Annotated in this window: 14 protein-coding genes; 9 read left to right on the plus strand and 5 right to left on the minus strand. The window is 46.7% G+C overall.

Annotated features, from left to right (window positions below; translation table 11 throughout):
• Positions 1-42: 42 nt before the first annotated feature.
• Entirely contained in the window at positions 43-2,121 is a 2,079-nt protein-coding gene (locus tag RCI_RS15020; RefSeq protein WP_012037295.1) for a winged helix-turn-helix transcriptional regulator, read from the plus strand.
• Between the two features lie 16 nt (positions 2,122-2,137).
• On the opposite strand, the gene RCI_RS15025 is transcribed toward RCI_RS15020, so the two are convergent.
• A complete protein-coding gene (locus tag RCI_RS15025) occupies positions 2,138-2,395 on the minus strand; it encodes a hypothetical protein (RefSeq protein WP_012037296.1) in 258 nt (85 codons plus the stop codon).
• Positions 2,396-2,399: 4 nt separating this feature from the next.
• Positions 2,400-2,654, minus strand: coding sequence for a hypothetical protein (locus RCI_RS15030; protein WP_148266659.1), 255 nt, complete (start codon positions 2,652-2,654; stop codon positions 2,400-2,402).
• A gap of 579 nt (positions 2,655-3,233) precedes the next feature.
• Between RCI_RS15030 and RCI_RS15035 the strand changes: the two genes are divergently transcribed.
• Both RCI_RS15035 and RCI_RS15040 read left to right on the plus strand, forming a co-directional pair.
• The gene (locus RCI_RS15035; protein ID WP_012037298.1) at positions 3,234-3,740 is read left to right on the plus strand and encodes a winged helix-turn-helix transcriptional regulator; all 507 of its coding nucleotides are present in this window, start codon (positions 3,234-3,236) and stop codon (positions 3,738-3,740) included.
• A 128-nt stretch (positions 3,741-3,868) separates the two neighbouring features.
• Positions 3,869-5,491, plus strand: a complete 1,623-nt coding sequence (locus tag RCI_RS15040; RefSeq protein ID WP_012037299.1) for a glycosyltransferase family 39 protein — start codon at positions 3,869-3,871, stop codon at positions 5,489-5,491.
• 1 nt (position 5,492) lies between these two features.
• Here RCI_RS15040 and RCI_RS15045 read toward each other — a convergent pair whose 3' ends face one another.
• Positions 5,493-6,524 (minus strand): beta-ribofuranosylaminobenzene 5'-phosphate synthase, encoded by a 1,032-nt coding sequence (locus RCI_RS15045; RefSeq protein ID WP_012037300.1) that lies wholly within the window; start codon positions 6,522-6,524, stop codon positions 5,493-5,495.
• A 748-nt stretch (positions 6,525-7,272) separates the two neighbouring features.
• Between RCI_RS15045 and RCI_RS15050 the strand changes: the two genes are divergently transcribed.
• From RCI_RS15050 to RCI_RS16810, 4 genes are all read left to right on the plus strand, one after another.
• Positions 7,273-7,764 carry a type IV pilin gene (locus tag RCI_RS15050; protein WP_012037301.1) on the plus strand — a complete coding sequence of 164 codons (492 nt, stop codon included), beginning with the start codon at positions 7,273-7,275 and terminating at the stop codon, positions 7,762-7,764.
• A gap of 522 nt (positions 7,765-8,286) precedes the next feature.
• Positions 8,287-8,700, plus strand: a complete 414-nt coding sequence (locus RCI_RS15055) for a type IV pilin (RefSeq protein ID WP_148266660.1) — start codon at positions 8,287-8,289, stop codon at positions 8,698-8,700.
• 541 nt (positions 8,701-9,241) lie between these two features.
• Positions 9,242-9,376: a hypothetical protein gene (locus RCI_RS17565; RefSeq protein ID WP_269446483.1), complete on the plus strand. Its 135-nt coding sequence runs from the start codon at positions 9,242-9,244 to the stop codon at positions 9,374-9,376.
• Positions 9,377-9,633: 257 nt separating this feature from the next.
• On the plus strand, positions 9,634-9,855 hold the full coding sequence (locus RCI_RS16810) for a hypothetical protein (protein ID WP_148266661.1): 222 nt from the start codon (positions 9,634-9,636) through the stop codon (positions 9,853-9,855).
• Between the two features lie 470 nt (positions 9,856-10,325).
• Here the strand turns inward: RCI_RS16810 and RCI_RS15065 are convergent, their stop codons facing one another.
• Complete coding sequence (locus tag RCI_RS15065) at positions 10,326-10,634, minus strand: hypothetical protein (protein WP_012037303.1); 309 nt, start codon at positions 10,632-10,634, stop codon at positions 10,326-10,328.
• A gap of 980 nt (positions 10,635-11,614) precedes the next feature.
• On the opposite strand from RCI_RS15065, the gene mmp10 reads away from it, so the two are divergent.
• Both mmp10 and RCI_RS15075 read left to right on the plus strand, forming a co-directional pair.
• A complete protein-coding gene (mmp10, locus tag RCI_RS15070) occupies positions 11,615-12,901 on the plus strand; it encodes a methyl coenzyme M reductase-arginine methyltransferase Mmp10 (RefSeq protein ID WP_012037304.1) in 1,287 nt (428 codons plus the stop codon).
• A gap of 463 nt (positions 12,902-13,364) precedes the next feature.
• Complete coding sequence (locus RCI_RS15075; protein WP_012037305.1) at positions 13,365-13,964, plus strand: alpha/beta hydrolase; 600 nt, start codon at positions 13,365-13,367, stop codon at positions 13,962-13,964.
• Here the strand turns inward: RCI_RS15075 and RCI_RS15080 are convergent, their stop codons facing one another.
• Positions 13,965-14,456: a carboxymuconolactone decarboxylase family protein gene (locus RCI_RS15080; protein ID WP_012037306.1), complete on the minus strand. Its 492-nt coding sequence runs from the start codon at positions 14,454-14,456 to the stop codon at positions 13,965-13,967. It abuts the gene before it with no gap.
• Positions 14,457-14,474: the final 18 nt, after the last annotated feature.

The raw sequence follows: 14,474 nt of genomic DNA on the forward strand, positions 1-14,474 counted from the left end.
ATCTATATCTAAGCTTCCGCAGATTAATCGTCTGGCGATGAAATGAAGCGAGACAAAGTCTTCAGCGTAATAATCATTGCACTCCTGCTCTTTCTCTCCGTAACCCTGGGCATGACGGTGCTCTCGGAAAACGAGATTAAAGCCAGCGAATGGTCACTTAACACCTCCTTACAGAGAACCGATACCATGTACGTCGGGAACAATGACACGTTCATCACCATCGACGGCAACCTGATGTACGCCATAGGGGCGAATGGGGAGTTAAAATGGAATCTCCGGCTCCCCGAGCCCGAAGGTGGCCTGGCTGACTTTTCCGACGTCAGCATCTACCAGGCAGCAACAATCGGCGACTGCACCTACTTTTTAATAAGGCCCAAAGATCTCGTGCTCTGGCAGGGTGAAGGTGAAATCGTCGCAATCTCCAGTGAAGGTCAACTGCTCTGGAGCAAGCCTTGCTATACTCTATACAACGCCCAGCTATACGCGGCAAATCATACCATCTATCTCTATAATACTCACGACATAACTGCCATTGACCAGGACGGCACCACTCTCTGGAAAGTCGGCAGTATCTTTTATCCCCAGGCCGTTGCAGAATCGGGCGATATTTACGCTATCCAGTATCAGTATCCGGACGGGGGCTGGATTCTTCAAGCATATACTTCCGATGGCAGGATTGCCTGGAACAGGAATCTTTCAGAGCTTGGCATGGGCACTGTGTATAGTACTTCAATCTACTCGATCAACAGTCGTAATAGCATGGTTTACGTATTCCTGAACAACGGCGTCGCAGCCCTGGATAGCGCTGGCAACCTGGCGTGGACAAAATCTTACGGGGTCTCCACGTTCCTGATGGGTTTCGACTCTGCCGATCGCATCTACCTCGGACAAGCTTACCCATCCGATCGTGATTACTATTACAAGATCAGAGCCCTCACCCCCAATGGTAACGAATTGGCTGTCAGAGACCTCTCATCCAGCTACTATTTCAACAGCCTGCTCTCGAATGGGACACTCTACGAGATGACTCCCGGGCGCACTCCGGATGCCGGCCTCGACGATCTTAGTACTCTGACACTCAGTGCCTATGATGTCATCGAAGGAGGGCGCTTATGGGACCAGGAAATCTCGCCCGGGCACGGGAGAACTGTGACTCTCGACGGTAAATCGGCCAGTATGATCTTCCCCTGGTACCAGTTCGAACCCGATTTTACCGCAAACCTGTCGGTCGACGAAATTGAGACATATTCTCCGGCGCCAGACTATCCCGGAGTTAAAAACCTGACGTACCAGCAAATACTGGCAGGAGATCAAATCGTCTACGTGAACTTCTGGGCTTTCAACTACGAGACTCCCGTGGTCTATGGCGAATCGAAATGTACGTACGCAGGAGGCTTATACGCTTACGACCGGGAAGGTAACCTGCTGTGGAAAAAACAGACCGATTCCTACGTCATTAAAATGACCGAGCAAAACGGTACCGTTTACTATGAAACCCGCGACGGAGGATTCTCTGCGGCTACAGTCAACGTGTCGGCAGGCTTGATCGCAGCAACCGTGTATCTAATATTGCGCTTTTTAGCGGCCGGCACAGTCACCCGGGCCCGGACGAAGCTCGACAGTAATAGCAACAGGAACGCCCTGCTTAAGCTTATTTATGAAACGCCCGGCCTGACCCAGCACGACCTGGCAAGGAAACTGGGCATGAATCTCGGAACCGTACGCTACCACCTGCTGGTCCTCAAGCTAAACCACAAGATATCGGAGCATACCGACGCCACCAAGTTCGTCCGCTACTTTAAAAATTCCCACAGTTATTCGGAAGATGAAAAACGGGCTATCGCCTTGGTCCGGAGGGAGCCGATGAGGAGGCTGCTGGCATTGATCGCCGAAGGGCGATGCTCCAGCAACATCGAGATCGCGCAAGAGCTGGACATGCCGCAGAGTGCAGTAAGCAAGTATCTTCGAGAGCTTCAGGACGGCGGAGTGATTATGAAAAATCCCCTGAAGGATGGGAGGCCAATATATACGATTAACGAACGATACCGTCCGACGCTCAATTCATACCTCAGAGCGGCGGAGTATGCCCCGGATCACATGGCTTATAGGGAGATGGCTTAAAGCAATAGCGTTGATATCATTTAAACGACTTATACCATTTCTCATACTCTTTGTGAGACGTAAAACACCTTATAATGTATAGTGTATCACTGTTATATTGAAATATAATTCTGCCCTGCCCCACTTCCTCTACGTTGAAGGGCAGTCCGAACTTAAGGTGCCTGCGAGGCGGCATCTGCGCTATCTTATCGATGTGCTTGTTAAACAGGTCATAGATGGCATTATCCATCCGATCCAGGTCTTCTTCCGCCTCTTCAAATAGCCTGATTTCCACGGTATCACGGGCAGCGTTTCCTGGCCTGTCTCTTCCTTACCTCTTCCAGGGAAGACGTTTTCGCCTGGCCGCTCTCTATCCTTGCCATAGCGTCCTCGATACCCTTATTCACTAGCCTGACTTCCTCTTCCTCAATGTATCGCTCGTAGAACGCGAGGGCATGTCTAATCGCTTCCGCCTGGGTTCCTGCATAACCCTTTCTTATGAGGTTTTCTATGATAGCCTCATAGGGAGTGCCTAGATTTACTGTCAGGGCCATATTTTCGCCATACATAATTAATACTTAATAACTATTTAATTTTTATGTATCATTCTCGCTATTCCTGTGCCTCCATATCTGGCAATCTGTATCTCCGACAGAGTGCAGCGTTCGTTTGCAGATCGCCTTACAGAACGCCTGCATTCGCAGGCGTTCAAAAGGCGAACTCCCATACACAGAAACTGTCAAAATAGTTTTAAGAACGATGCGTGAATGAAAAGGGTATTTTCAAGTAGGGGTATTAAAAAAGAAAGTTGGTCCTGTATATGTTGAAAATACCGCCAGGCACGCCAAGGTGCCAGGCTCGCCAAGAGCTATCTTTCATGGAACGCCAGGGTGCCAGGCTCGACAGGCCATATTTAGCTATTTGTAGTGATCCTGATCAAAAAGTCCTTGGCGTGCCTGGCGGCCCTATAACCATGTCCGATATACCCCATTTTTCGTAAGACTATACTCCGTGTAAACGGTGCCGGATCGACCTAAAATTTTCAGGAATAACTCTAAAATAGGTCTATAATTAACAGATTATGACAGAAACTATATATTAACCGTCGCATGTTTTACGATTGGTGAGCAATCGTGTTACGAAGGGGTCTGTCTCTTCTGGGGGTAGGGACTCTGACGATCCTGGACCGGGGTGGAAACAGGAACAGGATCATGAAGCTGATCGAAGACCAGCCCGGCCTGACGCTGTCCGACATCAAGCGAAGCCTCAATATGAACATAGGCACCGTCAGATATCACCTGTTCATCCTTTCCCTGCACCACTGCATATCCTCCTTTAACGACGGCACCAAGTACGTCCGGTACTTCAAGAACTCAGACACCTATTCCTATGCGGAAATGATGATCATCTCTATGCTGCGACGGTCTCACGTAAAAGAAATACTTAATATGGTTATGGCACAGCCCGGGATCCAGAGTGTCGAAATAGCTGCCTCGCTTGGGGTGCAGGAGGGCGTAGTAAGCCGGTGTATGCGCATGCTGGCCGTGCGAGGGATCGTGGTTAAGACGAGCGCCAAGGGGGAGAAGGCGGCGTATAAAATCGCTGATGCTTATAAACAGTTGATCCTGTCCAATATTTAGGATATGGATCAGATTTTCTACTTCTTAACTACTCGAATAACTACTCGTATATACTATCTCATTATTCTATTACTCTCCGCTAACAATTAATTATAAATCTTAAGCTTACGTAACATCTACGACCAGCCATGGGAAACGTACCTGAAAAGATAAGTAATAATGCCTTTTATGGTATTGATCTGCAAAAAAATGGATTGCTAATCATCATTGGTATTTTCATAATTCTCGTGGTTGTTAAATCTTTCATCTCGCTAGATTTTTACGCGCCTTTCATCTCTGATGAACATGTATATGATAAAGAAGCAAAAATCCTGGCGAGCGGGAAATTATATCCTGGTATCGGCCAGCAGCCCCCTCTTTACATCGCATTTCAATCGATAGGGTATATACTATCTGATAATCCTTTAGTAGCCTACGACATAATGTTGATTATTGGGTGCATTTTTTCTTCGACGATCATTTTTCCAGCTTATCTAATACTAAAGAAATATGTTGAGCCTTTATACTCAATTCTTGGGGCTGTAGCTATATCCACCTGCCTCGCTCTGAACTATTTTTCCTTTACGCTGATGCAGGAGAATCTGTATCTGCCTTTAGTTCTCTTTTCCATCCTGGCTATCATCGAAGCATTTGAAACTAACCTTCTGAAATGGCAAATCGCGGCAGGCGCTTCAATCGTTATTCTTGAAATGACCAAATCGATCGCGCAAATGGCCGAGATGGCTTTTATCGGGACGATTGTACTTTATCTCCTGATTAATTGGAAAAAGGGCATTATCAATGTACTAAAAAGTAAAGCGGCATTGATCGCAAGTTTCATCATATCTTATGCTGCATGGCATTTCTTCCTGTCTAATGCAGGCAAAATAAATGCAATATTAACTGGCCAGAGCGTGAAACCGGGTATTGGCTCTACATATAATACTGTGGGAATTACTAACCGGGCTGTATATGCTGTGAGCAATTTAGAAGAGTATCTTCGCTTAGTGCAGACATTCCTCAATCATATCGACTACCTCCTGCTCGCTTCGTTCATGCTGTTCGCAATATTGATATTCTTCTTTTTCACAGAGCTTAATACAAAGCTCCGTCTCGGTGAAGGCTTCAAAGTCAGTGAAATCTTCATCTTCCAGATGATCCTGTTCTCCATCATAGGTGTCACAATAATTGCTATCAGCCTGCGGTCATCTGGCTCCGCTTACTTCACGACAATCGGACGATACCTCGAACCAGTAGTACCCCCAGTCATCTTACTGGGCTTGATCTACATTTGCAATGTTAAAGTAAGCGATTTCAAGAAATATCTGGGAGTCTATGTAGCGTTTTCGGCAATAGTCACTCTATTTTTCCTGATTACGAATAGTACGCCAAATAACATGTTTTCGTATGATCAGATAATAAATAACCCATCTTCCGGCTTTTACTATAACCTGAAAGCAATAGGTTTACTGCCATATTCTCTTGGACTATTGTCCATTATGTCCTTCGGGATGTTCTATTTAGCTTTGACAAATAAAAAGTTCATTACCCTGCTGATGGTGCTATTGATAATAGTTTCTATCCTGGTATCAGTAATACCTCATATGAACAATCTAAAATATTCACAGAAACCGCTCAAAGATAGTATCGAGCAGTCGTTGCTTAATAATAGCACTGTAACTACTGTGTCTAATGAAATGAATATGACCGATGTGACCAATGATCATTCTGTCTCAAGCAATACTGCTAATCTAACAGGTGGCACAAGTTAATTTATTGAATCATAGCAGTGTTCTTCAATACTGCGCGGTTATGTCCATGACCGCTGATCAAAACGCCATTATTATTAGGCTCACTAATCCAGCTCTGGCACTCGATATCCAGGTCGCTTAAGTAGTCGCAGACTGTCTTCTGGATCTCTTCTGCTTTCCTGTCGTTGTCCGTGAGGCCGAACACTGTCGGCCCAAAAGAGCTCATGCCGCTGCCATATGAGCCGGCGCTGTCCATAATGGTCAGCATATTCGGCACCAGCGGCGACTTGATCTTGACCTCTATATTCTTGAAGCCGATCGACTGGATGCCGTTAATCGCCTTTCCAAAAGTTTCGATGTCCTTCTCGAGGATGCCGGGCACCATCTGCATTAAAACAATCCTGCAGATACGGTCTACCTGAGCAGCCTTAATGGGGAACGATGATTTGAATATGTCAACTTCTGACTTGCCATGAGATCCCTCATCGTACAGCGGCGTCACCAGCACGAACCGCCAGTGATCCGGCACGTCGCACCTCATTACGAGGGGTGCGAGCTTAGCATTCGATGCAGACGAAGGTAAACAGGATGTCTTCTCCTTGCCCGGGCCATAGCTGTGGCCGCAGTCGAGAATGAAACCTCCACGATCGAAAGCCCTGACGCCTATGCCCGAGGTGCCGCCTCTGTTGACTAACCTTGCAAGCTCTTCGATGCTGGCATAGGTGATGCCATACTCCTGGCAGATCGCATACGCCAGCGCCAGGCTGATCTGCGTTTTCGAACCGAAGCCAGCATGCTTGTGGATCTCTTCTTCAACGGTGACTTCAAAATTCGGCAGGGGCTTCCCCAGGTTATCACAAATTTTCCTGGCAATGCCCTCGATCAGTTCAGGTTCAGAAGAGTTAACCTTAAAAGCGTCCGAGTCCCGAACCTCTAACACGTTCCGAGGACTGCTAATGGCAACACCAGCACCGCCATCGATACGGCCAAGAGCGCCGTTAAAATCGATCAGACCGAAATGCAGACGTGAAGGCGTCGTAATCTTCATTCTCATGGGTCAGTCAACCTGCATTTAAGTGGCAATTATTTGTCGTTAATTACATTTATAGTTAGTTATCGACGTTTGTCGAAACGGCAAGATTCTCCCAAAAATAATTAAGGAGCTGCCGAGGTAACCGGCTATCCGTTTTGCGCATCTTTTTCCAGACGCGTAAACATATCATATAATATTATCATTAGGCTTAGAGTTTTCGGAGAATAAGCGCGGTGGGATCTATATGGAATCAGTTTTTCATTCGTAAAACGGCAAATTATGGATAGTATAAGCGATTGAGGGTAAATCAGTTTACGATTCAATGCTGACTGCTATTACACTTTTAGGCTTCACTAAATGATACGACTTCCTGACTATATTAAGTTGAACAAAATTTCGCACTTCAGGCTTTTCAAATGGAACATTATTCCAGTAATGGTAAACGAAATCAAAATTTGGCATTCTCGTAATGAAATAGGCCTAAATGTACAATGATTTTTAAAACAGACCCTTATTAAGAAAGCTTTATATATCCAAACTCTTATAGTACATTTTACTGTAATACTCGGGAATGTAATTAATTATATTTCCGGGCCTTAAGTGTGGAATATTGCGTTGAAGTGGGGGGATCGCAATAGTGCAAACTGTTACCAGTCAGGTAATGGGATGCAGAAACTGCTTTTCCTAATCAACAATTTGTACACACTTCTAAGGATGTTACATTACATATGACTCCGACCATCCGGCCGGAGATCAGGTGGAGATATATATGGTTAGGAAATACTCAAAGAATGATGAAGGTGTATCGGCCGTTATTGGCGTCATCTTAATGGTTGCCATTACGGTCATCCTTGCAGCAGTTATTGCTGCCTTCGTGTTCAGCATGTCGAACGGTGTCAGCAAGCCCTACACGGTTGGTATCACCATCAAGAAGACTACAAGCGGTGCTGTATCGATTGTCAACTCGGGAGGCCCGGATGTTGGACAGCTTGAACATGTGTATGTTACTTATCAGCCTGTAAATGGTGCAGCAATCAATGCTTATAATGGTGAAGTACCAGCTGATGGTCCTGATACAGACACTTTATTTGATTACATCGAAAAATTTGATGCACTAAAGACTGTTGGTGGATCCTTTACTATTCCTGCTGAAGGCGTAGGTTCACCTAATAAGGTGCCGCCGACAACTCCGACTCACGTTATTGTAACCGGCTACTTCAAGGACGGTAAACAGCAGGTAATAGGCGAAGCAGACGTATAATCCGTCTGATTACTTTTTTCTATTTTTTTAATTAACTCTTGTTTAAGTTATTAGCCATCATCTCACAATATCTATCGAAACCAAGTTTAACTTCTACTTTTGTAATTAAACTTCTATATTTTACTCACCAGGTCTATCTGGAATAATTTTTCGACCTGTCAGTAAATACTCAAAAAGATTTTATTCAATAAGAAAATTGTGTTTATTTCAAGCTTAAATTTTGTAAAACTTGTGAATTTAAAATCTATTTTCCAAACAGAGGCCGTATAGGAAAGTTATTTATAGACAGAAGCTAAATAAGCAAGTAGGCAAAGTCGCATGGAATAAGTTGGAACCAATCCAATTTATACCCATTAATATGGGCAATATGCGCTTGTGCAGGATCGTCAAACAAAGGGTGAGTAAATGCCTGTTGAAAAACGGGCAAAGTATTGACGAAACCTGTAACCGGCGCAAAATGCGATTTCGCATAAGAAATGGTCACTCTGGCTATCAGGCCGGAGACCAATGGTGGAGATATATATGGTTAAGAAATTCGCAAAGAATGATGAAGGCGTATCGGCCGTTATCGGCGTTATCCTGATGGTCGCCATTACGGTCATCCTCGCAGCAGTTATTGCTGCCTTCGTGTTCAGCATGTCGAACGGTGTCAGCAAGCCCTACACTGTAGGCATCACCATCAAGAAGACTACTTCTGGTGACGTACTGATTACTAACGTCGGTGGACCGGATGTAGGTCAGATGCAGTCGGTTACTGTCAGCTACCAGCCTTCCGGTTCTACTGTGGTCGGCCCGACTGATGCTACCACTGAGTTAAAGGATGTTGGTGGATCGTACACAATTGATGGTACAAGCGCACCGACCCCAACGCACGTTATCGTCACGGCTACCTTTGCTGACGGCAAGACCCAGGTAATCGGCGAAGCGGACGTATAAGCCCGCTTCTCTAACTTTTTTATCTTTTTCTATAGATCCTCTATTCCTCATTTTCCAGATTCTCTTTCGAACTCCCTTTTCATTTCTGCAATTACAACAACAATACAGAACCTTCATTACCCCCAACCACATACTCTAAAAACAGGACTTGCAGTAGCAATCCTGAGAAGTGGTAAGAAAACAACAAATGTAGTTGCCTTAAGCCGGTCATGGGTCGATGTCGGCTTAAGGCACCTGCTTTATTCATCTCATTCTAACTACTATACTTTAGAACCCTTCTACCCCGTCCAACTACTCACTTAATATTTTAGCAACCGACTAATAAGCAACCTTTATATACTATAATATTTATTATATTAATTGTCAACAGCACTGACCAAATATTCAGTCAAGCCCTGCAAGCCCTCCAATCTATCAACCTGTGCGTCAGACACGTCAGTTTACATAACTCTAAATCATAATTTTAACGCACAGCCATTTATCGGCCATATCTATCCTCTCCTGCCTGCAGGGCGTCGGTGCATTCTGGCAATTATTTTGCATGACCGTCGATCACATCGCTGCCGGCACCGGCACGGGCACGGGTTTTATCTTCCTCGAAAACATGGGCAGCAGCATGAACTCAGAAACGCTTCGGCAGGGCGCGCTTGGCACGGATGCATCACCATCTTCGTGAGCGAGGTCCAGGCTTGTACTGTTACATATTTGGCCGGTGTTTCGCCAATCTCATATTCCGGCCACCAGCCCCGCACGATCCAGTAATTCCAGGTCGACTCCGGGGTTGAAGTGATCGTTATAGTGTTCTATACTGCAAACACTGATTACCCAGTTTGGGTGGGGGCTGTTCCATAAATGGTACTTGACAAGATATTTTATTGCAGAAACTATTTACGTACAGAATCTTACATAAAATTACAATAGAGTGTGCGCTGTATGATGTCATGGGCTGCAATAGGGCATTATATCTCTTCCTTTACATCAATTGTAACTAAACCTAAAGATGCTAATCAGGCATGGGTTGAGCGCACACCTGAAAGTGAAGATGAACGTGCTGGCGTGATTAATGCTATCAATAAAGACGTAGAAGATATGAAAAGTGGCAAAATTGAAACTAATACCTATTCATTATCTGAGTTTGAAGAAAAGTTTTCTTAATTCATCTTTTCCTTCCACCATTTATCATAGTCTTTATGATTGTCGAAACAATGCGGTATGTATAGCTTACCATTTTCAATATAGTATGGTAAGCGTTTCTCACTGCCGATCTCATCAACGCACCATATCCGATCATTTAAGTGCAAGAACTTAGTAGGTGGTGGCTGCTTCTCTGCTATCTGAGCAATACGATGGATGAATATCTTCCTTATTGACCCATCCATCTTGTATAGTTCTTTCTCAGCATCAGCAGAGAGTACGATCTGAAGTGGCATTTTATTAGTCGATAGTCGATTGCTATCATAGCCTATATACATTTCCACAATAGTGAAAAAAAGATGTGCCATTAGTTATGGGGCTGTCACAACTCTCTGATTAATGAGGGTTCAAGCGAAGCAGAGATCAGAAAAATTTTTAACTCCATTATCTAATAATTACCCTTTTCATACCCTGTAATTATTGACCCATAACTATGTCAGCGGAGATTTCTCCTCCGCCTTCACCCGGTTCGCCTGCTCTAAATACGTGACGTAGAAGACAAAGGATCTGACGTACAGGTTGATAGTATCCCCTGTAAGCCCTAAGCCTCTCATGTAGACCCGGATTCTGTCGATGTCTGATAAGCTCATGGTCAGGTTGTTGATCCGCCGCAGGATCATGCCGTTGCACGCTATGATACCTCTCACCTGCTCTTCCGGGAACCTGTACATGACCTTCAGGTACTGGTAAAAGCCCGAGAGGCTCGCGTGCAGCATATGGTCTGTTTTTACGTCCTCCATGATACCATCTATGATTGGCGAATTTTAATACGGGAGTACAAGAAAACACGGGTTGAACTGGAGGGCAAGCTGCAATCATCGAATAAATTTAGGGGGGACTGGCCATTCTCCTTGCACGATCAGCGGCGGCTCTACTGTTGTACTACAAACAAACAGTTTGTGCGTTTATTGTCCTTATTGATACGTTTTGTATGAGTGCCCGTACCATTTACACGAAGTACGCGAAGTTCTCAAAGTACAGCAAAAACGGCATGCTGGAAAGAGATCTTAATATAGTATTAATTTGAATATTTTGCGTACTTTTCTTACTTTACGTACTTCGTGTAATTGTAGCTGACCGTCCTAAAAGTTAAGAATAACTCGCGAAAAGTTGTGTTTTCAAGTAGAAGATAAGAATAATGGAAATAACTCGGCACCAGGAGGCCTCGTTTTTTTATTAGCTAAGAGTCAGGTGATGATCGGAGCTTTGATCAGGCATAAGTGATGAAACCCTGGCAGTTCTCAGTTTCTCCGCTTGTAAAGCCGCCAGGCTCGCCAAGAGGCCAAGCTCGCCAAGCTATATTTTTAGTGATCGACGTGGTTCCGATCGAAAAAGCCATTGGCGTGTCTAGTTCAATGGGGTCCCATCAAAATTAGCTCTTGGCGTGCCTGGCTCCTTGGCGGGCTTGGCGGCATTTTCGACCTATACAGTGCCAACTTACAATTTCCGATCGAAAATGTCCTTGGCGTTCCATGAAAAATTAGCTCTTGGCGGGCTTGGCTCCTTGGCGGGCTTGGCGGTGTTTTCGACCTATACGGAGCCAACTATTAATTTTTCATAGCCTCTACCTGAATATTCCATTTTTCATGAGGCAAGTGCCTGGCGGTATTTTCGACCTATACAGGGCCAACTACTAATTTTTCACAGGACTATAATCGCTCCCGCTCTTTCCGTATAACGAAAACTGTTAATACCCTCCCCCACTATATTTCTCCTCATCATGGTTGAGGTTCTCGCGGACGTGGGCGGGAGCCCGGGGAAGGATTGCCGGGGCTTCTGTAAGTACTGCTATTTCAAGCTCGTGAAGGACGTGCCTGCCTTTGGGTGTAAGTATTGTATGCCTTTCCAGAAGGGCTGCGACTACTGTACCCGGGGCGTGAAAGAGCAGTACCCGGGATTCAAGCCTTTGATGATGGTGGTCGCGGAGGTCCAGCAGGCGCTCATGTTCAACCGGGGATGTGTGGATAAGATCACGATCAGCGGCGGCGGCGACGTGAGTTGCTATCCGGAGCTGAAAGAACTTGTCAAGTACTTAGGGCAGTTCGGGATTCCCATCCACCTGGGCTACACCAGCGGCAAAGGTTTCGAGGGAGCCGACGATGCGGACTTCTTCATAGAGAACGGGGTGACAGAGGTCACGTTCACCGTCTTCTCGGCCGACCCGAAAAAGCGCAGGGAGTACATGAACGATAAGCAGCCGAAAGAGTCGCTCGAGGCGCTGCGCCGGTTCTGTAAAGCGTGCGACGTCTATGCCGCCTCCGTTCTTATTCCCGGGGTGAACGACGGCGAGGACTTGATCAAGACCTGTGATCTGCTGCAAAAGTGGGGCGTCAGGGGTGTCATCCTGATGCGTTTCGCCAACTCCGAGGAACAGGGCCTGATCCTGAAGAACGGCCCCCTGATCAAAGGCGTGAAGCCCCACACCATCGAGGAGTTCGAAGATCTCGTCCACGACATCGCCTCAAGGTACAAATTCAGAGTGACCGGCACGCCGCTCGGCGATCCCCTGATCGGCTCCCCCTTCGCCATCGCGCACTATCCTAAGCTGTTGAAGAAACTCCCCCCGGTCACAAAGGAGGCGACGCTCATCACCGGCACAGTAGCCGCCCCTATGCTCGCCAGTATCTTTGCACAGCTGGGAGGCACCGTCAACGTAGTGGCAGCGAAGAAAGATATCGCCTGCCTTCTCACTATAGATGACCTCAAGGGCGTCGATCTGAGGAAGGTCAAAGATACCGTGATCCTGCCAGGCCGCTCTTTCGTCTGGGATAAGGAAGCCGAGGAAGTACTTTCCGCCGATGGCGTCGAGCGCTTCGTCCGCAGAGGCCCGGACCGGCTGACTGCTGACGGAGAGATGACTATTGGCATGTCGAGGAAAGAGGTTCTGGAGATCGAAATCGAGGCGTTCACCGAGCTGATCCAGATGATCAACGTCTACGGGCTGGAGCCGGTGAAAAAAGTCGCTAAGCCAAAACCTGTCCAGCGGCGAAAGCAGGTTAAAAGCTAAGAATATTATGCGAACTTCCTGATGACTCATGTGTGGTGAGATAGCAAGACGAACGCTGCGCTGTGCCAAACCTCACTGATTTCACAGATTGAAACAGATTCCACAGATTCCTATTGGATACCACGGATGGCGACGGATTTCACAGGTAACCAAAAATTATTCTGTCGATTATCTTATGATTGCTATCGTTGATCGACTAATATTAGCGTATTCCTTCTGTGATATCGAGTGGTAATCTGTGGATTCAGCAGAGGAATCTGTGGAATCAAACGTAATCTGTGGCATCTGTGAGGATTAGCACAGCGCAGCGTTCGATTTGCTGTCTCGTGGAGCCTGTGCAATTACGTCCGGCGCATCATAGCGTTCTTGTACGTTCACCGACACAGAAACAACAGATTGCGAATTTTCTTTTCACCATAAACATCAGTATACCATATATTATCCCTCATCCGAACCATGATCGATGCAGATCTCTCCCCTCCAGTTCGAGGTTAAGAACCGGGACGGTTACGTTCGATGTGAGTTCTACGAGGGCGGTTCGGACAAAGGCGTCATCTACATGCATGGGGTGGGCGGCGGCACTCATGGCCCGTCTGACATCTATCACCCGCTGGCTGAGGACCTTCAAAAATCGGGCATCTCTTCGTTGTTGATAAACTGCCGGTATGATTCTGCGCTGGATGAGTGCATCTCTGACCTCCTGGCCTGTATCGAGTACATGGACCAGGAACTGCACATCGACAAGATCGGGCTTATCGGATGGTCTTTCGGGGGTGCGGTGGTCATCTCTGCCGCAGCATTAGATCAGCGGGTTAGAACTGTGGTGACCGTAGCCAGCCAGTCATATGGGACTGACGGCGTGGCAGACATTGCCCCAAGGCCTGTCCTGCTCATTCACGGCACCGGCGATAAGACTTTGACCTACCGGTGCTCGGTCGATATTGCCCGGAGGGCTGGCGAGCCGAAAAAGCTGGTGCTGTTCGAGAATGCCGATCACGGGATCAGCCAGAATAGAAAAGAAATGTATGATCTGATCCGTAACTGGTTCCTGGAGAATCTATGATCAGTCCGTCTTATCGTTCCCGTTCAGATTTTTGTGGTTGTTCTCGTAGACGATGCAGCCCGGGCATTCGTCCTTGAACGCCTCGGTATCCCGGTGCTCTTCCTTGTCCGCCTCGAACACCCTCATCGCCTGGGCGAGGGCTGCGGTATTTGACAGCGCGCTGGCCAGAAGGATGGTTTCGAACACTTTCTCTTCAGGGATGCCTTTTCGCCTGGCGACTCTCAGGTGCATCTTCAGGCAGTGGTCGCACTTCAGGGCGGTTGCAACACCAATAGTTATAAGCTCTACCGTCGTCTCGTCGAGGTGCTCTGGATTGCGGAGCACTGCATCGTCGTAGATGATCTTGGGGAGCAGCACGTTCGGCCTGTCGCTCATCGCCTTGAGGATGAACGGGACTTCACCATAGTCGTCCTCGATGTTCTTGAGCAGTTCCTGTACTGCGTCGTCAGGCTCTTTTCCGAAGATTCCCTTTAGCGTGTTTTCGAACTTCACCCTTATCCCTGCTATGAA

The organism is Methanocella arvoryzae MRE50 (assembly GCF_000063445.1).
Taxonomy (GTDB): domain Archaea; phylum Halobacteriota; class Methanocellia; order Methanocellales; family Methanocellaceae; genus Methanocella_A; species Methanocella_A arvoryzae.